General features: G+C 62.2%; 18 protein-coding genes. 2 read left to right on the top strand and 16 right to left on the bottom strand.

All coding sequences use genetic code 11. The annotated features are described in order from the left end of the window. The coding region (locus PMX72_RS08335; RefSeq protein WP_271746202.1) for a transposase at window positions 1-419 on the top strand (419 nt) is incomplete at its 5' end. Between the two features lie 132 nt (window positions 420-551). Here the strand turns inward: PMX72_RS08335 and PMX72_RS08330 are convergent. The 10 genes from PMX72_RS08330 to PMX72_RS08285 form a co-directional block, all read right to left on the bottom strand. Continuing rightward, window positions 552-1982, bottom strand: coding sequence for a 6-phospho-beta-glucosidase (locus tag PMX72_RS08330; RefSeq protein ID WP_271729934.1), 1431 nt, complete (start codon window positions 1980-1982; stop codon window positions 552-554). Window positions 1983-2325: 343 nt separating this feature from the next. Then, on the bottom strand, window positions 2326-2688 hold the full coding sequence (locus tag PMX72_RS08325; RefSeq protein ID WP_271729850.1) for a DUF4867 family protein: 363 nt from the start codon (window positions 2686-2688) through the stop codon (window positions 2326-2328). A gap of 144 nt (window positions 2689-2832) precedes the next feature. Further along, complete coding sequence (locus PMX72_RS08320; RefSeq protein WP_117758595.1) at window positions 2833-3321, bottom strand: S-ribosylhomocysteine lyase; 489 nt, start codon at window positions 3319-3321, stop codon at window positions 2833-2835. 135 nt (window positions 3322-3456) lie between these two features. Then, window positions 3457-4947, bottom strand: a complete 1491-nt coding sequence (locus PMX72_RS08315) for an FGGY family carbohydrate kinase (protein ID WP_271729851.1) — start codon at window positions 4945-4947, stop codon at window positions 3457-3459. Between the two features lie 170 nt (window positions 4948-5117). Then, the gene (locus PMX72_RS08310; RefSeq protein WP_271729853.1) at window positions 5118-6059 is read right to left on the bottom strand and encodes a transketolase family protein; all 942 of its coding nucleotides are present in this window, start codon (window positions 6057-6059) and stop codon (window positions 5118-5120) included. Beyond that, the gene (locus tag PMX72_RS08305) at window positions 6052-6888 is read right to left on the bottom strand and encodes a transketolase (protein WP_197736868.1); all 837 of its coding nucleotides are present in this window, start codon (window positions 6886-6888) and stop codon (window positions 6052-6054) included. Before PMX72_RS08305 ends, PMX72_RS08310 begins: the two co-directional genes overlap by 8 nt. Before the next feature lie 2 nt (window positions 6889-6890). Then, window positions 6891-8291, bottom strand: coding sequence for an L-fucose/L-arabinose isomerase family protein (locus tag PMX72_RS08300; RefSeq protein ID WP_117735887.1), 1401 nt, complete (start codon window positions 8289-8291; stop codon window positions 6891-6893). Between the two features lie 257 nt (window positions 8292-8548). Continuing rightward, window positions 8549-9559 carry a LacI family DNA-binding transcriptional regulator gene (locus PMX72_RS08295; RefSeq protein ID WP_271746200.1) on the bottom strand — a complete coding sequence of 337 codons (1011 nt, stop codon included), beginning with the start codon at window positions 9557-9559 and terminating at the stop codon, window positions 8549-8551. A 203-nt stretch (window positions 9560-9762) separates the two neighbouring features. Further along, window positions 9763-10737 (bottom strand): nucleoside hydrolase, encoded by a 975-nt coding sequence (locus PMX72_RS08290; RefSeq protein ID WP_271729858.1) that lies wholly within the window; start codon window positions 10735-10737, stop codon window positions 9763-9765. Between the two features lie 4 nt (window positions 10738-10741). Further along, window positions 10742-11737 (bottom strand): ribokinase, encoded by a 996-nt coding sequence (locus tag PMX72_RS08285; protein ID WP_117735886.1) that lies wholly within the window; start codon window positions 11735-11737, stop codon window positions 10742-10744. Between the two features lie 187 nt (window positions 11738-11924). On the opposite strand from PMX72_RS08285, the gene PMX72_RS08280 reads away from it, so the two are divergent. Continuing rightward, window positions 11925-14141: an acyltransferase family protein gene (locus PMX72_RS08280; RefSeq protein ID WP_271729861.1), complete on the top strand. Its 2217-nt coding sequence runs from the start codon at window positions 11925-11927 to the stop codon at window positions 14139-14141. Between the two features lie 545 nt (window positions 14142-14686). Here PMX72_RS08280 and PMX72_RS08275 read toward each other — a convergent pair. The 6 genes from PMX72_RS08275 to PMX72_RS08250 form a co-directional block, all read right to left on the bottom strand. Then, window positions 14687-15883: an Nramp family divalent metal transporter gene (locus PMX72_RS08275; RefSeq protein WP_117583711.1), complete on the bottom strand. Its 1197-nt coding sequence runs from the start codon at window positions 15881-15883 to the stop codon at window positions 14687-14689. A 74-nt stretch (window positions 15884-15957) separates the two neighbouring features. Then, complete coding sequence (locus tag PMX72_RS08270) at window positions 15958-17802, bottom strand: magnesium transporter (RefSeq protein ID WP_099432471.1); 1845 nt, start codon at window positions 17800-17802, stop codon at window positions 15958-15960. Window positions 17803-18130: 328 nt separating this feature from the next. Then, window positions 18131-19537 carry a polysaccharide deacetylase family protein gene (locus PMX72_RS08265; protein ID WP_231500759.1) on the bottom strand — a complete coding sequence of 469 codons (1407 nt, stop codon included), beginning with the start codon at window positions 19535-19537 and terminating at the stop codon, window positions 18131-18133. Window positions 19538-19609: 72 nt separating this feature from the next. Beyond that, window positions 19610-20365 carry a PRC-barrel domain-containing protein gene (locus PMX72_RS08260; RefSeq protein WP_055252569.1) on the bottom strand — a complete coding sequence of 252 codons (756 nt, stop codon included), beginning with the start codon at window positions 20363-20365 and terminating at the stop codon, window positions 19610-19612. Further along, window positions 20365-20754 carry a YtxH domain-containing protein gene (locus tag PMX72_RS08255; protein ID WP_117583713.1) on the bottom strand — a complete coding sequence of 130 codons (390 nt, stop codon included), beginning with the start codon at window positions 20752-20754 and terminating at the stop codon, window positions 20365-20367. The genes PMX72_RS08260 and PMX72_RS08255 overlap by 1 nt, the downstream gene beginning before the upstream one ends. A gap of 136 nt (window positions 20755-20890) precedes the next feature. Continuing rightward, window positions 20891-21724, bottom strand: coding sequence for a cyanophycin synthetase family protein (locus tag PMX72_RS08250; protein WP_231500760.1), 834 nt, complete (start codon window positions 21722-21724; stop codon window positions 20891-20893). Between the last annotated feature and the right edge of the window lie 12 nt (window positions 21725-21736).

Genomic DNA, 21736 nt, shown 5'->3' with positions numbered 1-21736 from the left:
CCGGGGCCCTCGAGGCCGAGACGGCGGCGCTGCTCGAGGGCGACGAGACCTACGCGTGCCTGCTCACCGTGCCCGGCGTCGGCCCGAGGACCGCGGCGCAGCTCGCGGTGTCGGTCGACATCGCGAGGTTCCCGGACCACGACCACCTGGCCTCGTACTGCGGCATAGCCCCGAGGGTGAGGAGCTCCGGCACGTCGGTGAGGTCGGTCAGGGCGTCCAGGCGCGGCGACGCGAGGCTCAAGTCTCTCCTGATCTTCTCGTGCAACAGCCTGGTGAGGTCCTCGGGGCGCTACGGCGAGTACTACCGGGCCTGCAGGGCGCGGGGCATGGGGCACGGGCGGGCGCTCAAGGCCGTCGCGAGGAAGCGGCTCAGGGCGATATACGCCGTGATGCGCGACCGGGTGCCCTACAGGGAGTAGCCCCGACGGTTGACAAAACTATAGGAACACCCAATGAGTGCTTTCACTTCTTTTAACAAAACGCCCGGCGGGCATTAACTGCTCGCCGGGCGTTTTGGTTAGGAAACTCTGAAGTTGAGTGTCTCGGCTTCCTTAGGACAGATCCTCACCATTCGTTTCAATGACATGCTTGTACCAGTCGAAGCTCTTCTTTTTGGAACGCTTGAGGGTGCCGTTGCCCGCATCATCGCGGTCGACATAGATAAAGCCGTAGCGCTTGGACATCTCGCCCGTGCCGGCAGACACCAGGTCGATTGGGCCCCAGGTGGTGTAGCCCAGCAGGTCAACGCCGTCCTCGGTCACCGCATCGCGCATCGCGGCGATATGCTGGCGCAGGTAGTCGATACGGTAGTCGTCGTTGATGGAGCCATCCTCCTCGACAACATCCTTGGCGCCCAGACCGTTCTCGACCACAAACAGCGGCTTCTGATAACGGTCGTACAGGTCGTTGAGGGTGATGCGGAAGCCCAGCGGATCGATGGCCCAGCCCCACTGGCTCTCCTGCAGGTAGGGGTTCTTGGCGCCGGCGAAGGCGTTGCCCTGGGTGCGCTCGACATCGGGGTTATCGGCACCGGCGGAGCAACGGGTGCTGTAATAGCTAAAGCTGATGAAGTCGACGGTGTTGGCGGCCAGGATCTCGCGGTCCTCATCCGTCATGCCCACATCGATGCCCAGACGCTCGAGCTTCTTGACGGCATAGGCCGGGTAGTAGCCGCGGCTCTGAACGTCGACGAAGAAATAGTTGCTCTGGTTGTCAATCTGCGCCTGGCGCACATCGCCCGGACGGCAGCTGTAGGGGTAGTAGCTACCTGCGGCAAGCATGCAACCGATCTTGACCTCAGGGTCGATCTCGTGAGCGATCTTGGTTGCCCAAGCGCTGGCGACGAGCTCGTTGTGGGCGGCCAGGTACTCGACGGCCTCCTTGTTCTCGCCCTCCTCAAAGACCAGACCGGCACCCATAAACGGCAGGTGCAGGATCATATTGATCTCGTTGAAGGTAAGCCAGTACTTTACCAGGCCCTTGTAGCGGGTGAAGATCGTGGTCGCGAGGTTCTTGTAGAAGTCGATGAGCTTGCGGTTGCGCCAGCCGCCGTACTCCTTGATGAGGTGAATCGGGCAGTCGAAGTGCGTGATGGTCACGAGCGGCTCAATGCCGTGCGCCTGACACTCGCGGAACACGTCCTCGTAGAAGGCCAGGCCGGCCTCGTTGGGCTCAGTCTCGTCGCCGTTGGGGAAGACGCGGGTCCAGGCCAGGCTCATGCGGAAGGTCTTAAAGCCCATCTCGGCAAAGAGGGCGATGTCCTCCTTGTAGTGGTGATAGAAATCGATGCCGGTCTGCGCGGGGTAGTAATAGCCGTCCTCGAAGTCGAGCATCTTGCGCTGGCCGGAGACCACCGCATAGCGCTCAGGGCCGTGCGGCGCCACGTCCACGTTGGCCAGGCCGCGGCCATCCACGTCGTAAGCGCCCTCGCACTGGTTGGCAGCCGTTGCGCCGCCCCACAGGAAGTCTTTACGGAAAGCCATGCATCGATCCTTTCACACGCTGTTTGTCGTGGTTTCAGTATCCCCGTAAGCAGCGCGCTACTCAACGGCAACGACGCAGGTCGACACTTCTTTTCGCACACGGCGGCCCGGCAGCCGCCCCTGCCTGACACTTTCTGATACCGCCGCCCCAAACCACCACAAAGGGGACAGGCACCTTTGTGGTGGTTTGGGGCGGTTTGTCTCGATCTGTAACAGGTAGGCAGCCAAAACCGGGCTTGGTGTTACAGATCGAGATTTTCGGGCAGCCCCCGCAGTTTGTCTAAATCTGTAACAGGTAGAGACGATTTAGCCCGCTAGATGTTACAAATCGAGACGGAAGATGCTAGTCACAGGCGATGTCGAGCTTGCCGTCCTCGATCTCCCAGCGATGCGCCACGAGCAGGATAAAGTCGCGAGCGCCCAGGTTAAACTCGCTGGCGCGGTGATACTCCAGGCAGTTGAGCTGCGTGTTGTGGCCGTTGCACCAGCCGAGCTGGAAGGGGCGGCCGCCAAACATGAGAAAGCCCAGTTTATCGGCACCCTTGACGCTCTCGAGCTCCGGCGCGCTTGCTACGTACTTGCTGCCTTCGGGGATGGGCGTGGCAGAGAGCGCCTCGAGCACGAGCGACGTGAGCTCGGACGAAACGTCATCCCAAACGTTGCCATAGGATTTGAACTCGGGATCGTTGACAGAATAGATGTGCATGTTCGCTCCTGTTCGTAAATGTGACTATACGAACATTCTAGAACAAACATGAGCGATTTTGAACGCTCGTCCCGACCACTCAACAAAAAGGCGCCCCCGCATAAGCGAAGGCGCCCAATGCGCGCGCTTTGGGCGATAAAGCCCTTACGCCTGCTGGTAGTGCAGGTGCTTCTCGTCGATATTGGCCAGGTCGCGGTCGAGATAACGGCGCGCGAGCCAGTTTGCCATGGGGAGGTTCTGGTCCAGATAGTTACCGCACTCCTCGGGAGCGGCGCCGGGGATATCGCCCTCAAAACCAGCAACAAACTCGAACAGCTCGCGCACGAGCGGCAAGATCTCCTCGCTCGTCAGCTCACCAAAGACAACCAGGTAAAAGCCCGTGCGGCAGCCCATGGGGCCAAAGTAGACAATGCGGCTCGACCACTCGGCATGATTGCGGAGGAACGTGGCACCCAGATGCTCGATGGTGTGGCACTCCGCCGTGTTCATAACTGGCTCCTTGTTGGGCGTGGTCAGGCGCAGGTCAAAGGTGGTGACGGCGGCGCCGGTCGCCGGATCGCGGTCGATGCGGCTCACATACACGCCGGGCTCGAGCAGCAGATGGTCAACGGAAAAACTCGCGATGCGCTCCATGGCAGATCCTCTCGGTAGTCAATTTGGGACGGGGCTCTTTTAGCTGGTTCGAATGATCGCACCAATCATACCAGTCAAAAAAGCCCCATCCCAAATGAGCTGCCCGGGAATAGCCTGCGGGCGCCGCGCAGCCGCCTAGGCAGTGTAGGCGATGGTCGCGTCGACGGCGTGACGCCAGCCGGCGATCTTTTTGGCTCGTTCGTCGGCGGACATGGCAGGCTCCACGATGCCGCGAGCGCCGTAGACGTCGACGACGTCGCGCGTGTACATGCCCAGCGCAATGCCGCAGGCCCAGGCCGCACCCAGACCGCTCATCTCGTCGTTGCTCGCGATGCGGATGGGCGAGCCAACCAAGTCGCTCTCAAACTGCATCAGGTACGCGTCGCGCGTGGGGCCGCCGTCAACACGAAGCTCGGCCAGTGCCGCGCCCGAATCCTCGACCATCGCATCAATCACGTCAAAGATTTGATAGGCGATCGACTCGTCGGCGGCCTTTACGAACTCCGCACGGCCCGTGGTGCGCGTCATGCCAAAGACGCAGGCCTCGGCGTCACTCGCCCAGTGCGGCGCGCCCAAACCGGTAAACGCCGGCACAAAGTAGACGCGACTCGCCGGATTGGCGGCGTAGCACAGGTCGGTAACTTCCTCGGGGTTATTGATGAGCTCAAGATCGTCGCGCAGCCACGTCTTGACGGCGCCGGCGTAGCTCACGTTGCCCTCGAGAACATACTCGGTCACACCGTCCATACGCCACGCAAGCGAGCTCGAAAGCCCGTGCGAGCTGGCAACGAACTCGTCGCCGACGTTCATCATGACCGAGCTGCCGGTGCCATAGGTCGCCTTGGCCATGCCGCGGCTATGGCAGCCCTGGGCAAACAAGGCAGCGTGGCTGTCGCCGAGCACGCCATGAATGGGCACGGGTGCCGGCAAAAAGCCGCCCAGGTCCGTCATGCCGAACAGGCCATCGGAATCGGTCACCTGCGGCAGGCAGGCTGCATCGACGCCAAAGGCCTCGCACACCGGCTCGCTCCAGCAGCCACGGCGCAGGTCGAAGAGCTGCGTGCGGCTGGCGTTAGACCAGTCGCAGCGAAACTCCGCGCCGCCCGTGAGCGTCCAGACCACCCAGGCATCGATGGTGCCCAGACACAGCTCGCCTGCCGCCGCGGCCTCGGCAGCCGCGGGAACGTTCGCGAGGATCCAGGCCATCTTGCCCGCCGGGTAGTAGGGCGAGAGCACCAGACCCGTCGTGTCACGCACCAGCTCGGCCACGCCTTCGCGCGCAGCAAGCTCGTCGCACAGCTCGCGGGCGCGGGCGCACTGCCACACCACGGCGTCGCACAGCGGCTCACCCGTCGTGCGGCTCCAGGCAACAGTGGTCTCGCGCTGGTTGGAGATGCCGATGCCGGCGACGTCGGCCGGATCGACCCCGGTCTCCTCCACCACGGCGCGCGCCACGGCCAGCACGTTGGCGGCGATCTCGGCTGGATCATGGCTCACCCAGCCGGCCTCGTTGACAATCTGGCGATGCGAGCGGTCGGCACGATGAATCAGATGGCCGCCCTCGTCCACCAGCAGCGCCTTGGTGCCCTGCGTGGACTGGTCGATACCGATGATGTATTTGCTCATGTACTCTCCTGTCTCCCCCGTCGATTCAAAACTAAAACCCGACGGACAAGGAGCGAGTGGCCGTCAAGTGCCGCAGATTGCCGTGAAAAAGGAGCGCCGCGTACTTTGTGTACACAGGCGACGGTTTGAACGGCAAGGTGCGGTGCTTGGCGGCCGCGCAGCGTCTGTTTCTACTGTTTGCCAAGGAACTCGGCGACCGTCTTGGCGATTCCCTCGCCCGTCAGGCCATAGTGCGCGAAGACCTCGGGGCTCGTGCCGGTGATGACCGGCGCATCGGGCAGGGAGAGGCACTTGACCGGACGCGGGCAATGCTCGCCCACGACCTGCGCGACCATGGAACCCAGGCCACCGAAGGGGCTGTGCTCCTCGACGGTCACGACGGCGCGCGTGGCACCGGCGGCCTCGATCACGGCCTCGGCATCGAGCGGCTTGACGCAGTACATATCGAGCACCGTTGCCGAGATGCCCTGCTCGGCCAGCAGATCGGCGGCGTCCACGGCATGGCGGACCATCTCACCGGTGGCGACAATCGTCACATCGGTGCCGCGGCGCACCCAGGTGGCGCGATCCATCTGGAACGGGCACTCGTCCTCAGTGTACACGTCCTCCACCGGGTTGCGGCCCACGCGGATGTAGGCCGGCTTGTTGTCGGCGACCAGGGCACGCACGAGCTCGGCGGTCTGGAAGCGATCGCTCGGCAGATACACGCGCATGTTGGGAATCGCGCTCATGGCGGCGATATCCTGCGCGGAGTGATGGCTCATGCCTAAGGCGCCGTAGGACACGCCGCCCGAGATGCCGATGAGCTTGACGTTGGTGTTGGAGTACGAAACGTCGACCTTGCACTGCTCATACGAGCGCGTGGTCACAAAGGACGCCGGCGAGGCGGCCCAGGCCTTCTTGCCGCACGAGGCCATACCGGCGGCGATACTCACCAGGTCCTGCTCGGCGATGCCGACCTCAATGGACTGCTGGGGATACTGATCGAAGAACGGCGTGAGCGATGCGGAGCCGCGGGAGTCGGAGCACAGGACGACGATGTCTTTATCGGTTGCGGCGGCCTCGAGCAGCGTGTCGCAGATAGCCTTGCGGTTGGCGATCTTGTTAGCCATTGATAGCCTCCTTATGGGCAGCGAAATCGGCGATGATCTGGGCATATTCCTCATCGTTGGGCAGGTGATGATGCCAGGCGGCCTTGTCCTCCATAACCGGCGAGCCGTAGCCCTTCACCGTGTTGAGGATGATGACCGTGGGCTTACCCTTGGTCTCGGCGGCCAGCGTCAGCGCGGCGTCGATGGCCTGGACGTCGTTGCCCGGAATGGACAGCACGTTCCAACCGAAGGCGGCCCAGCGCTCCTCCTGCGAGTCCTGCTTCATGACGTCCTCGGTGCTGCCGCTGATCTGCAGGCGGTTGCGGTCCACGAGCGCGCACAGGTTATCGAGCTGGTAGTTGCCGCCGCTCATGGCGCCCTCCCAGACCGAGCCCTCGGCAAGCTCGCCGTCGCCCATGATGGTGTAGACGCGGTAGTCGCGGCCATCCATCTTGCCGGCAAGCGCCATCCCGACGGCCACGGGCAGGCCATGACCCAGCGAGCCCGAGTTCATCTCGATGCCCTTGAGCTTGTTGTTGGGGTGGCCGATGTAGGGGCTGCCGAACTTAGAGAAGCGGGCCTTGACGTCGTCGAGGTCCAGATAGCCCTCGTGGCAGAGCACCGCGTAGTAGGCCTCCATGGCGTGGCCCTTGGAGAGTACGAAGCGATCGCGGTTGGGATCGTCGACGGTCTCGGGAGAAATGTTGAGGTGGTTGGCATAGAGGGTCATCAGCGCATCGATGACCGACATGTCGCCGCCGATGTGCCCGCCAGCGCCAGCCATGATGATATCGACGCAATCGCGGCGAAGGTCCCAACGCAGGGATTCAAGCTCTTCGATAGTTGCCATTTCTACTCTCCTCGCAGGTAAGCTTTGACGTCTTCTTCGATGGGGTCGTACAGGTCGGGGACAATGCCGATGTACTTGCACGCCTCGTAGAGCACCGGCACCACGTTGGCGTGAATGGCGACGCAGTGGTGGATGTAGGGACCCTCGACGATCTTGGCCTCGAGGCGCTTGAGGTTGTCGACCTCGACCCACAGGTAGGTGCCCATGCCGGCCGGGCCGTCGATGCCGCGGGCGTTACCCAGCAGCAGCGAGTACTCGCCGTTGTCGCCGTCAAAGCGGGCAAGGGTGAGGTCGCCGTGCTTGGCCTCGGCCGTCAGCGCGCCGGGGTGATCGAAAGCCAGCGGGTAAGTGAGCTTAGGCTTGACGGCCGCGCAGCTGCAGGGCCAGGGGCCGCAGTGCTGCAGCAGCTCGCCGTTCTCGTTATCGGGATGACGCACGGTCCAGTCGGCGAACATGCCGCGGTGACGGCCCAGGTCGGCGGCCTCGACCATCAGCGCGGTGATAGCGCCATGGATGTCGGTCTCGCAGACGATGGGGATGCCCATCTCGTTGAGGATTGCGTTGGCGGCGCAGGGCATAATGCCCAACTCGTCCTGCAGGGCGTTCCAGCACTGGATGGCGCCGGCGTTGCAGCCGTACTTCTCGACCAAGCGCTTCATGGCAATGGCAAGACCGGCCACAGCGGGGACCTTATCCTCGGGGATGCAGATCTCAAAGCTGTCGGCAATGTGGGCGAGCATGGCTGCCATGGCCTGCTCGTCAGCCTGGGCGTCGCGCACGGCCTGGACAAGCTCGGTCATGGGGATGGGCGAAAGCTGAATGTTGAACTTCTCGAGCAGCTCGCCCTCGTTGCACATGGTGGACCAGAAATCGAACGGACGGGTGGCCATCTGCAGGATGCGGGTGTGCTTGAAGGTCTTGACCACGTTGCACACGGCGAGGAAGTCCCAGACGCCGCGCTCGAACTCGGGATCGGTCAGGCGGCAGTTGGTCATATAGGTGAAGGGGACCTGGAAGCGACGCAGGACCTTGCCGGTGGCGAACAGGCCGCACTGGCTGTCACGCAGGCGGGTGCCGTCAGGCTCGGGGCGCTCATCGCGCGGGCCCCACAGCAGCACGGGCAAGCCGAGCTCGCGGGCAAGGCGAGCGCAAACGTACTCGGTGCCAAAGTTGGCGTGGCAGAGCATGATGCCGTCGACGCCCTCGGCGCGGAACTTCTCGACGATAGGCGCGATATGGCTGTCGTCGAACAGCAGGCCCTCGTCGTTGATGTCGTCGATATCCACAATCTCGACGCCGATCTCGCGCAGGCGATCAGCCGTAAGGCCGCGATACTTGATCGCGTCCGGCGCGCTAAAGATGCTACGGCGCGTGGGCACAAAACCGAGCTTGATCTTATCCATGTACGTCCTCCCCTAGTCACATGTTCAGTAAACAGACGCATGTTTCGTTTTGTTCTGTTTACTAAATGTTTTACTCTTCTGTTTAGAAGTTTAGCGCGAAAGTCTCGTAAACGGTAGAGAAATCAGCCTAAACGGTATGTAAACAATCTGAACATACAAGGGCAACAAAAAGAGGGCCCCGAAGGACCCTCTTTTGAATAGCGCTATGTTTACTGCCCTAGCGAGCTTTGGCACGCTGCAGGCGATGCCGTCTCCGCCTAGATTTCGCGCACGCTCTGGCGCTCGACAAAATAGGTCGACACAGCCGTTTTGCAGGTATAGCTCTTGGGATTGCGGATGTTGCCCACCAGGCGGCGCACCGCGATCTCACCCACCTCGTGCTTGGGAACATGCACCGTGGTGAGCGGCGGGTTGGAAAAAGCGCCCAGAGATAGGTCGTCAAAGCCGATGATCGAGACATCCTCGGGCACGCGAATGCCGTGCTCGTTGAACGCGCGCATGGCACCCACGGCGAGCACGTCGTTCTCGGCAAAGAAAGCCGTCGGCAGGTCGTCGTGCGAGGCATTGTCGAGCCACGCGCCCATGTCGCGATAAGCGCCCTCGAGCGTGGTGCCCAGCGTGACGCGCCATGCCGGATTGGCCTCGAGGTCCACATCCTCAAGCGCTTGGCGATAGCCGCGCTCGCGGTCCTTAAAGTTGCGGATACGAAGGTCGCCCGCCAGATAGCCGATTTGCTTGTGACCTTTCTCGATAAGGTAGTCCACGGCACGCAGCACCGAATCGGTATTGGCAATGACCACGGCATCAAAGTACTGGCGGTCGCTCCAGCCATCGAGCACAATCAGGTGGGCGGCGGCGTTAGCGAACAGGGCGTAGTCCTCCTCGCCCAACTCCGTACCCATTAGTACAATAGCGGCGGCCGGATCGGCAATCAGGCCCTCGACCTGCGGACGCACGGCGTCTAGGTCGCTAAAGTCGAGCGAGACAAAGCTCGTGCTCATGCCGTGGCGACGCGCCTGGCGCTCCACGCCCTCGATGACCGCGGGGTGGAAGGTGCTCTCGTCCAGGATGGCGCCCGTCTTGCGCGCGAGCACAAACTGGATGCTCTCGAGCTGCGTCGACTGCTGATAGCCGAGCGACTGCGCGCACTCCAGGATGACTTTGGCGGTCTCCTCGCTCACGCTGCGCTTGCGGTTGAGCGCGTTGGACACGGTTGCGGGCGAAAAACCGGTGATGCGGCTGATCTCGCGAACAGTTGCTTTGGCCATTGTTCCCCCTAGCAACGGTCGTGGCGGAGCATCGTGGCCTGACCGCCCCGTGACTCGACAACTAAACGACCGCAAATTCAATCTAAACAGAATAGTAAATGTTTAATAGCTAGTTTAGCCTGTTGTCAAGCGAAGCGACGCGACTATTCCCCCAACGGGCGTATTTACTCGGTAGCTAATCTGGATCGGGGCACAGAAACCGTTTAGCCAAGGATGCGAGCCATGCGTGCCTTAAACTCCGCGAGGAAACGTGGGGCGTCCACGGTGAGCGCCACGAGCGCGCTCTTATCCGGATCGGACAGACGGTGCTCATCACAGATAGTGCGGCCGCGGTACTCGCCCAGCAGGTCGACACGAAGATTGCAGCCGAGCGCACCCACGAGCGTGGGATCAATCGCCACGGCAACCGCCAGCGGATCGTGCAGCGCGCAGCCGCCCAGGTAGGGCGCGTTCATTTCGTACGAACCGATATAGTGCTCGACCATGCTCGCAAACGCGCAGCCAGCCATAGTGCCCGAGCCCGTCCAGCCGGCAACGTCGCGACGTGTGAGCACCACGCGGTGCGTCACATCCAAGCCCACCATGGTGAGCTTGCGGCCCGAGCGCAACACGGCGTCGGCAGCCTCGGGGTCGCCCGCCATGTTGGCCTCGGCGCCCGCGCTCACGTTGCCGGGCACGGTAAGCGCACCGCCCATCACGACCACGCGACCGATAGACATCATCGCCGCCGCATCACGCTCCAGGGCGAGCGACAGATTGGAGAGCGGGCCGGTCGCCACGTAGATCAAATCGGGGCCATAGGTACGCGCGGCATCAATCAGGTAATCGACCGCCGCATTGCCATCGGCCGACGTCGCGCCCACCGGCTCGTACGGCGAAGCGGGCACGCTTGCGCCGCCAATACCGTTCTTGCCGTGGATAAGCGTGGTGGACGCCGGCGGCGTGTAGGGTTCGGTCGCCTTCATGGGACGATCGGCGCCCAGGTACACCGGCACCTCGGGACGACCCAACAGGTCGAGCACCGCCAAGCAGTTGTGCGCCGACTGCTCGACGCGCACGTTGCCAAAGCACGTGGTGATGCCGACGAGCTCCACCTCGGGGCTTGCGATGGCATAGGCGAGCGCCATCGCATCATCCACACCCATATCCAGATCAAGGATCAGCTTCTTGGTTGCCATTGTTCTACTCCGCTTCTCCGTCTACATCCAAACCGTCTAAACCAAACTTGTGCTCGACTTCCGTACGCGTGGGAATTGATTGCTGAGCGCCCAGGCGCGACACCGTCACCGCCGAGGCGCGAGCGCCCGCCGCCATGCACTCAAAGAGCGGCAGGCCCTCCAGACGAGCTGCAGCAAGCGCGCCAATAAATGTATCGCCCGCGGCCGTCGTATCGACCACCACGCTCGAAAGCGCCGGCATGCGCAGCGGCTCACCGCCATCGCCGAGCGTAACCGAGCCGGCGCCGCCCAGCGTGATGACCGCAGCCCCGGCGCCCTTATCGAGCAACGCATTGAGCGCGGCGACGCAGCTCGCATCATCTGTGGGCAGAATGCCCGTCAGCACCTGGCACTCGGTCTCGTTGGGGCAGACCAGGTCGACCGCAGGCCACGCTCCTGCCGGCAGGTCGCAGGCGGGCGCCGGGTTAAAGATCGTATAGAACCCCAGCTCGTGAGCGCAAGAAAGCGCCGCGGCCGTTGCTGCAAGGTCACATTCGCCCTGGGCAATAAAGACGCTTCCGGCAGCCGGGGCAATCTCGCTGGCATCGCCGTCGAGCTCGTCGGCCACCAAGCGCCTCAGTGCGCGGGCAACGTCCTCGCCCGCAAGCGCATGGTTGGCGCCCGGCGACAGCACGATGCGGTTGTCGCTCTCACAGCGAATGATAGTCGCGGTACCGGTCTCCACGTCATCGCGACGCGCCACAAACTCAACGCCCACGCCGGCATCCTGGAGCCCTGCCACAAGCGCATCGCCAAAGGTATCGCGCCCAACAGCGCCAATCATGCACGTGCGCGCACCCATGCGCGCAGCGGCAACGGCCTGATTGGCTCCCTTACCGCCGGCGTTGGTGATAAAACCGCTGCCACCGACGGTCTCGCCCGCGCGCGGCATGCGCTCGCACGCCACCGAAAGGTCCATGTTCATGCTGCCGAACACCGCAACGATGCTGTGATCCGCCATGGAAACCTCCTCGTCTTCAGGCTTTGCGCCCACCGTCGACCAACGATTGTGCACTCTCGCACCCCCTATAACTTTAGTCCACTTTGATGTGGACGCGCGCTTGAGCTTGCGCCAGCAGCAAGCATTCACAGGGGCAGGCAGCTACAATGAATACGTGCTGATTATTCTCGTCATTGGATGATGTTTTATGGAACAATTCTCGCAATCGGGCTCGCGCGGTCGACGCCGCACGGGCAACGAGCCGGCGCCGCACGAACGCGTGAAGGGCGAGCGCCGTGCCAACGAGCCGCGACGCACCGCGAGCCCCCATCACGCTTCTGCCAACAACGCGGGCCGCGCCAACACTCCCGCCGCGGAGCAGACGCCTGCTCGCCCCAAGTCCCGCTACATCCCTGCGCTCGACGGTCTGCGCACGCTTGCCGTCGTCGCGGTGGTGCTCTATCACCTCAACCTCACGTGGGCTCAGGGCGGCCTGCTTGGCGTCACGATCTTCTTTGTGCTTTCGGGCTATCTGATCACGCGCTTGCTGCTCAACGAAGTCGCTAAGACCGGCCGTATCGACCTTAAGAGCTTCTGGATTCGCCGCATCCGTCGCCTGGTCCCCGCCGTGGTAACGGTAGTGTTCGTGACCTGCGCGCTGTGCACCATCTTTAACCACGTGATGCTCACCAAGATGCGCCCTGACATCCTGCCGTCGCTGCTGTTCTTCAACAACTGGTGGCAGATTGCCCAAAACGTCTCGTACTTCAATGCCCTGGGCGATCCCTCGCCGCTTACGCACTTTTGGTCGCTCGCCATCGAGGAACAGTTCTACCTGGTTTGGCCCCCGCTGCTGCTCGCTATGGTATCCATGCACATGAGCAAACCCAACACGCGCCGCATGGTTCTGGGACTGGCTGCTGTCTCCGCCATCGCCATGATGGTGCTCTATAACCCCGCCGCCGACCCCAGCCGCGTGTACTACGGCACCGACACCCGCGTCTTCTCGCTGCTGCTGGGCGCCTGGATGGCCTTTATCCCCGATCGCGACCTGGCGCCGGTGTGTCTCGCTCATCGTTTGGGGCTCAATCGCCTGGCTGGCGCCGCCAAGCACGGCAAGAACGCCGAAAGCAAGCATGACGCTACGACCGACGGCGCAGCCGAGACCGTCCCGGCACAGCCGAGCGCCCTCGTGCGCTTTTGGTCCTCGCCCGCATCCATCGATGTGTTGGGCGTCGTGGGTCTGGTTGGCCTTGCCGCCATGGTCGCGCTCACCAACGGCTACACCGCGTTCCAGTATCGCGGCGGCACGCTGTTATGCTCCATCCTCACGCTCATGGTCATCGCGGCCTGCGTGCAGCCCCAGGGAATGGTTGCCCGCGCGCTGTCCGCCGAGCCGCTCGTGTGGGTTGGCAAGCGCTCGTACAGCATCTACCTGTGGCACTATCCGCTACTGTTGCTCATGAACCCGGTCGCCAACATCAACGATACGCCGTGGTGGCAGTACATTTTGCAGGTGTTGTTGGTGGTCGCCGTAGCCGAATGCTCATATCGCTTTATCGAGACGCCGTTTAGAAAGGGTGCCTTTGGGCGCACCGTATCCGAATTCCGCGACGGCACCACCACGCCCGCCAACTGGGTGCGCGCGCATATTCCCGTGTGCGCCACTTGCGGGATTGTGCTTGTTATCGCGCTGGGCGGCCTGATTTTTGTGCCGGAGACCTCCGCACTGAGCGGTGAGGGCGCCGAAGTCCTCAACAAGGAAGCCAAAAACACCGCGCCCACCGACCAGCAGGCGGCCGACGGCACCGACAAGGACAACGACGGCTTCCCCGACGGATCCTACGACCTGCTGATGATCGGTGACTCCGTGTCGCTGCGCGCCGTTGATTCCTTTGACGGCGTGTTCCCCCACAGTCACATCGATGCCGAAAAGGGCCGCCAGTTTGATGCGGGCCGCGCGACATTTGAGGGCTATCTCCAACAGAACCTTGCCGGCAAGATCGTGGTCTTTGCACTGGGCACCAACGGCTTGGTAACCGACGACCAGATCGACGCCATCATGACCGATGCAGGAGATAAGCGTATTGTGGTGTTTGTGAACACGCGCAGCCCGCAGCCGTGGGTTGGCTCTACCAACCAGGCCATCGCCAACGCTGCTACGCGCTACAAGAACGTGCGCGTTATCGACTGGTACGGATACAGTGCCAATCGCAACGACCTGTTCGATGGCGATGGCACGCACCTGTCGACCACTGGCGTGACTGAGTACCTCAACTTGATCCACGATGCAGTCAAGAAGGACCTGCCCGTGCATCCCGAGGATCACGTCAACGATCCGCAGCCGGCAGCCGTCAAGTCTGCCACCGACGCGCTCGTCAATGCGCTCGCTCTCAAGCCGCACAAGCTGGGCACCGACAAGTAACCTGCAGCGCAAACTTCCCACATCCGGAGGGGGTGCCTGCCACGGCAGGCACCCCCTCCGGCAGTTAGGGACGTTCCTTATATGCCGGCACCCAGGGACACTCCTGACACAGCCGAGGAACGCCCTCCTTGCGACCGAATTCTGGGCGCCTCGCCACCCCGGACGTTGTTTCCAAGCCCACACCCGCAGCAAACAACCCAAAATCACTCTTTTCGAGCCGACTCCAAGAGGTCGTGGACAAAAAGTGGCAAATATGAGTACTGTTACCATTTTAGTAGCAGGCAAAACCACCCAAAATGGCGCTCATGCGGTAGCGCACGACCCTTCCAGTTGACCAGAATGGCCGGCTTAGGACTTGGAGACCCGCTTTTAATAAACAGATTCTTAACTATGTTCATTATTTTCTTGGTCGTAAATGCTATCGGCAAGGCAACAGTACTCATATTTGGCATTTTTTGTCCACTGCCATATAACTAACGCCCTATAGCGGGCAAAAAACAGGCCGCAGTCCATCGCTGCGGCCTGTTTGGAGTCCAAAAGAGGCGCTAAGCGCTGTAACCCATCGCCTGCAGAACAAACATGACGACCGTCAGCACCGTAATCACACCGATAGTCGCCCAAGTGAGCACATTCCACACGCGGCCATTGCGGTTGGCGCCCATAATGTGACGGTCGGCAGCGATAACCACCTGGAACACCAGAACCACGGGCAGTAGCACGCCATTGATGACCTGCGAGGTCATCATGATCTGGAACAGATCGACGCCGGGCATGAGCACCAGCACGGCAGAGATGCCAATGATGGCAGTAATGATGCCGCGATAGACCGGGGCCTCGTCCCAGCTGCGGTCGGCACCGCGCTCCCAGCCAAATGCCTCGCAGATAGCGCTCGACGTAACGCCCGGCAGCACGCAGGCAGCCAAGAAGCTCGCCGCGACCAGGCCCGAGGCAAACAGTACCGTAGACCACTGACCCGCAATAGGCTCCAGCGCGCGGGCAGCATCGGCAGCATCGCTAATCTGAATACCCGCCGGGAACAACACCGTGCCGGTCGTGATGATAATAAAGCCGGCAATGATATCGGCAGCAAGCGAGCCGCTCACGGTATCGATGCGCTGCAGCACGATATCGTCCTCGCCCGCGTTCTTATCGACCACGTTGTTCTGCGCCAAGAAAATCATCCACGGCGCGATGGTGGTACCGATCGTTGCGACCACGAGCGACACGTAGCTGGGGTCATTTTGAATGTTGGGCACGACCAGGTCGACCGCGACCTCACCCCAGTTGGGGCCAGCCATAAACGCGGCGACAATATAGGTCACGAACACGCAGCTCACCAGCAGCAGAATCTTCTCGATGCGCTGGAAACTCCCCGACATGGTAAGCATCCACACCAGCAGCGCCACCAACGGCACCGAGATGCTCGCCGGCACGCCAAAGAGGGCAAGGCCGCTCGCAATACCCGCAAACTCCGAAATGGTCACAGCCGTGTTGGCGATCAACAGCGCCGCCATAGCAAGTACACTCTTGCGCACGCCAAAGCGCTCGCGAATGAGCGATGCCAGGCCCTTGCCCGTCACGCAGCCGCAACGCGCCGCGGTCTCCTGCGTCACGATGAGCAGCACAGTCATGACGGGAAGCATCCAGAGCATCTTGTAGCCATAGCTGGCACCCGCACTGGAATACGTTGCAATGCCGCCGGCGTCATTGCCCGAAAGCGCCGCCAGCAGACCGGGACCCATAGCGCCAAAGATGGCCGCGATGGTCAGCTTTTGCTTGGTGCCCGACTTTTGCTTGGTATTTTGCACGCGACCACCTAGCCCATGACTGACATGGCGAGCAGCACCGCGGCGATGCAATACGCCACACACGAGATCATGACGGCAATAACGTTCATGGCGGTGCCCGACGTGTTGAGGTCATGCTCGTCACGCCAGAACAGCACCATCAGGTAAATCACAGCACTCATGTTGCCAACCAGGCAAATGATGGCGGCAATGTTAAAGCAGCCGGTAAAGAGCTGCTCCTCAAACATAGAGGCATCGGGGAATGCAGCGGTGCGCACCAGCTGGGCGCACAGGTAGGTCACGAGTGACAGAATCAGGCCCATGCCCGTGCTCTGGAAGAAGAATCCCAGATACGGCTTGGGCTCGTCGTCGTGACCGTCATACTCCAGGAAGTAGTTCTTGACGAACGACACCATGCGCGAGGCCGCCAGCAGCACGAGCGGCATGGCGCACATGGGGAACACCACCAGATGCGCGGAGCCGAGCGCCGTTCCCAGCACGGTCGCCATGATGCACGACGCGATGCCCCATACAACAACCCAGTACTGGCGATGCACGAACCAGCTGAGCACGTTCGTCGAGTCGTCCGACGCGCTGTCGCCCGAGCCGACACCGGCGATCTGCAGGTCCTCCTGATGCTCCTCGGCGATAACGTCCATGGCGTCGTCGAAGGTTACGATACCCAGGATATGACGGTTCTCGTCGCAGACGGGGATAGCGACCAGGTCATACTTGGTCATCTCGTCCGTTACGTCTTCCTGGTCCTCGTCGGGCGACACGTAGACCAGGTCGCGATAGGCCAGCTGACCCAGCGTGGCGTCGCGGTCGGCTACGATCAGCGTGCGCAGCGAAAGCACACCGGTCAGCATGCCGCTCGGATCCTCGGTATAGACGTAGTAGACGCTCTCGAAGTCCTCGTCGAGCTCGCGAATCGCCTCGATGGCGTCACCGACCGTTGCCGTGGCGGGCAGGGAGACAAACTCCGAGGTCATGATGCGGCCGGCGGTGTTGTCCTCATACCCCAGCAGGTTACGAATCGCCTTCTCCTCCTTGACGCCCATCAGGCGCAGGAGCTTCTCGGCCTTCTCGTAATCAAGCTCGTCGATCAGGTCGGCAGCGTCGTCCGGGTCCATCATGGCCAGCATCGACGATGCGTCGGTGTCGGACAGGCCCTCGAGCATCTCGGTCATAAGCTCGTCGTCATCGAACTCCGAGATGGCCTCGGCGGCCTGGGCAGTATCGAGCTGCGCAAACACCTGCGCACGCAAGCGCGGGTCGAGCTGCTCGATAATGTCGGCGATGTCGGCAGGGTGCAGCTCGCCGAGCGTCTTGTGCGACACCGAGAGTTGAATGTTCTTGGTCGAGCGGTCGAGCAGGTCCATGTAGGACCAGGCGATAATGTCCTCGCTGAGCGGCTTGCCCAGGTGCTTCATAAAGCCCTCGACGACGTGCTCGAGCGCGGGGCTGATTGCACGCAGCAGACCGCGGGCGCCGACCTCGGCACCCAGCAGGCGCAGCTGATTTTCGCCCGACATGGAAAACTTGATGTCGTTGACGCGCACGACCTTCATGCCCTGCGTGTCGACGATCTGCTTATTGAGAACGTCGCGCGCCAGCAGGAGCTCGGTCGGCTGCAGGTACGAGAAGCGAATATTGGTGGCAGACGTATTGAGATACACGCCCGTCTCGTCGATGCGGTCGACCCATTTGCGCCAGCTGATCATGAACGGCGTCTTGCCGGGACCGCGGAACGCGAGCGACGTCACGTGCGGAAAAACTTCGCCGGTTGCAATGCCAAAATCGTTGACCACGCCGAGCTTTTCGCCGTCGACGTCCAAGACTGGCAATTTGAGCATCTCACTCAGATAATTCAATGGTGCTCCCCATCATTATTCCTCCGGACGCGGCCGCGCGTGCGGCGTCCGGGGGCTTCTGGATATGTATACGCATGCGCGGGCGGCACGCCGCTCGACGCTTACACCCCGTGCATGCGCAAAAAGCACCTGCATGGGGTCATCGACTGTATGGTCGAGGTTTGGATTTCACCTGTAACCTTTCTCTTGACCCTCATTAACCGCAGTAACTATAGCATCAGCATCGCCCTGCGGCATCGAATTTATGCGCTGCACATTGCAGGCATACCAAACGCTGACGCATCCGTGACATAGCCATTGGGGACGTTCTTAAACGACTACCCAATGACTACTCTGTGGTGTCATCGTCCTCGGCAAGTTGGGGGAACACGGCGTCCTTGGGCATGGTGACCTTCGTCAGCGAGGTGAGCTTTTTGCTCAGCGACGTGTCCGTCTTGACCAGGTCGCTGAGCGTCACGATCTTGTAGCCGTCGGCGACAAGGCCGTCGATGATCTGCGGCAGCGCCTCGAGCGTCTGCTCGGCGCATTCGTCCCTATCGGTGAGCAGCACGATATTGCCCGGCGTCACCGAATCGAGCACCGTTGAGACCTGCTCGTCGGCACCGTTGAGCAGCCAGTCGCCCGAGTCAATATTCCACGAGACCACGGCGGAGACCAGGTCCATCGCATCAATCCAGTTTTGCTCGTCAAAGGCAGCGTAGGGAGCACGCAGCAGCATCGTCTTCACGCCGGTCGCCGACTTAATCGCATCGGTGCCTTTCGTGATCTGTTCGCGTACCGTCTCACGGTCCTGACCCTTGAGCGAATCGTCGCTGTAGCTGTTGGATCCGATCTCGCACCCGGCATCGACAATCGCCTTGGCCGTGGCAGGCGAGGCCTCGGCCGCATCGCCCGAAAGGAAGAACGTCGCGGTAACGCCCTTTTCCTTGAGCACCTGCAAGATCTGTTTGGTGGCGCCGCTCGGACCCTCGTCAAACGTCAGCGCCACGTACTTTTTGTTGCCCTTGGGCGCCACGCTGGCGCACGCAACGACGCAATCGGTGGCGGGCACAACCTCGCCGCGGTCCTGCGTCTTTTCCGACTGCTCACCAACCCACACCTCGGAGCGGCCCTGGACACCCCATGTCTGCACATACTCGATAGCGCCCGTGCCCTCGACCTTGAGCTTGGGCTCGATAACCGTAGCCTGAACCTCGTGCTTCTCGTAGGTGTTACGGCCATCCTTGACCGTCACCTTCTCGCCGCCCTCAAGTTCGCGGCTATCCCATTTGCCCTGTTTTATGCGCTTGCCGTCCACCTTAACCGACAGCTTTTCGCCGCCATGGCGCTTGAGCACGCTGTCATCGACGGCCAGCAGGTCGCCTGCGTCGTAGGTATCGGTCAACTCCTGGTCGTCGATGAGATTCTGCAGCGTAGAGCCCACGCGCACCGCGGTCTTTTGCCCGTTGAGTTCCACGTCCACGCTGCGGTTGACGTAGCCCACGACGGCAGCGATAAACAGCACGAGCGCACAGCCCACGGCAATGAGCGCATAGGGCAGACGGGACGGTCGGCGCGGCGAGCGCCCGTTGCCGATGCGCGCGCTGCGGTCGCTAAACCCGCGGCTATGGTTGAGGTACATCGCGCCGGGCTTACGGCGGCGACGGCGCTGACCGCTGGGCAGCTGCCCCAGGTCGCGGCGCGCCGTCGGACGCGCACCCGAACGCCCGTTTAAGTTGGATCCGTTTTGGCGCATGTGCCCTCCCCCATAAACACAGCAAGCCGGAGCAACAGGTCTCCGGCTTGCCTCCCATCATTTGGTACGTCGCTATTTTGTAGCTTTTGACGAGCCTCCGCTCGCCTTTTGGTATTCGTCCTTAAAGGCCTTGAACATGCCGCGCGTCTTGCCGAGCTGCTTGCCCAGTGCGCGACTGCCTTTGTCCACGGCGACCGATCCCTTGTCGTCGAGCACCTTGGCGCCCTTTTTGACCTTGTCGCCCACCACGACGCTGGCCTCGGCGGCCTTGGCAGCCGCACCGCCCGAATACCCGAGCGACTTGACCTCGTCCGAGACGACCATCGCGCCGTTCTCGTAGCCGCGCAGCATCGTCGGCGGCACCTGCGTGTCACCAACCAAAACACTCGAAGCAGCACCGGCGGTCACATAGAATGCCTGCACGATGCCCGAGCGCGGCTTGAACTCAACGTCCGAGCAATAGCCCACGACGTCGCCCGATTCCGTGCGCACGTCCATACCGACCCAGATGATGCAATCGTCCAGGTTGATGTCGAGGCGCTTGGCGGCGGCGGCATCGTACGTGTCCTTGACGTCATCGACCGCAATGGCGCCCTCGTAGACACCAATGGCGTCGAGCGCTACGAATCGGTCGGGACGCTCGATCATGCCCGCGATATCGGACTGGCGGACCATAAAGCCGACCACGCGCGTACCGCCCGGGGTAAAGACCGGAAAGTGAATCTTTCCGAGCTTTTTGGGGCTGCGCGGCGTGCCGTCCTTTTTGGTGCGCTTGTCCTCGGTAGGCTTGCGATAGATCTTGGCGCCGACAAAATCCCCAGCGCGCATTATGCCTCGGTCGAGGGTTCCGCAGCCCCGGCATCAGCCTCGACGGCGTTCTCGACCACGACGTCGGCGGCAGGCGTCACGTTGCCACCCGAAATGGCGTCGTTGAGCTGCTCGCGCAGCTGGTCCATGCGCTCGCGGGCCAGGTCGACCTTGGCGCGCAGGTCGTCGGTCTTGGCGTCGACCATCGGGCCAAAGTCATTCACCGCAGCACGGGCCTCCTCGGCGCCGTGCTCGTAGGTGTCGCGCATATTGTCCCAGGCGTCGTTGGCGATATCGGCGGCCATGGCGCGGGTCTCGGCACCCGAGCGCGGGGCCAGAGCAACACCGATAATAGCGCCGGCAGCGGCACCAAAAAGTGCGCCGGAGACAAAGCTGAAAGTCTTACCCATGATCATTCCTCTCCTGCGGGCACGTCGGTGCCCACCGTTTGAATGCTGTCCATTATACCCGCAGCGCATCACTTGCCGTTCCGCTCATCTGCGTACGGCAAAGGCGCAGGTACGTGATGGTGATAAACGCGTAGGCCTACTCCTGAGGCATAGCCGGCATGGCCACCGTGGCACCCGGGTCCTCGCCGGCGCCGTCCACGAGCGGCAGGCCGCCCTCATGCGCAGGTCCCGCCGGAACCGTCGCCGCACCGCCAAAGACGGCAGCGGAGGCCTCGTGGTTCTCGGCAACCGCGCCCTCGGTATCAATCGCCACCTGGGGCTCGTCGTCAAAGTTGGGGACGCCCTGGGGCTCGGTGGAAACGGGCTCGGCGGTCGCATCGGCAACGGGCTCGGCGTCAACCGGCACATCGCCCTCGTCAGCGCCCTCGTCCTCGGCAGTATCTTCGCCGTTCGCAGCGGCGACGGCCTCGTGAGGATCCTTGCCCTCGGCCTCGGCGCGCATGCCCAGCACCAGGTTGCGTAGGCCCGCGACCGTGCCTTCCACGTCGGGGGCAGGCTGGTCGGCGTGCAGGTACGCCCAGTCCATCATAAAGGTGGCCGACGACAGCGCACCGATGGCCAGTGCGTCATCGGGGCACGAAAGCTCGACCTCAAAGACACGCTCGTCATGCTCGCTTACGCGCGTGCGGCCGCACGAGATGCTACCGGCAAGACCGGTCTCGTTCATGAGCTCAACCGTCACATGCTCCAGCAGGTGGCAGAGCTCGGTCTGACCCATGCAGTCCTGGAACTCGCGGCCGGAATCGCCCAGGCACAGGTGCTTGGCAATCGCCGGTACCAGGTAGTACACGCGCGCCGTGGCCTCGATGTCCTCCGAGGTCATGAGCGGCATGCCGGGGTTCACCAGCACATGCGCGCAAATCTTGTCCTCGCTGACGGTGACCTTAAGGATGTTGAACAGGCCTGCCATAACTCTCCCCTA

The sequence above is a fragment of the Collinsella aerofaciens genome, from assembly GCF_028207065.1.
GTDB classification, from domain to species: domain Bacteria; phylum Actinomycetota; class Coriobacteriia; order Coriobacteriales; family Coriobacteriaceae; genus Collinsella; species Collinsella aerofaciens_AR.
The sequence above is the reverse complement of the archived record's forward strand: the minus strand, read 5'-3'. Positions and strand labels throughout refer to the sequence as shown.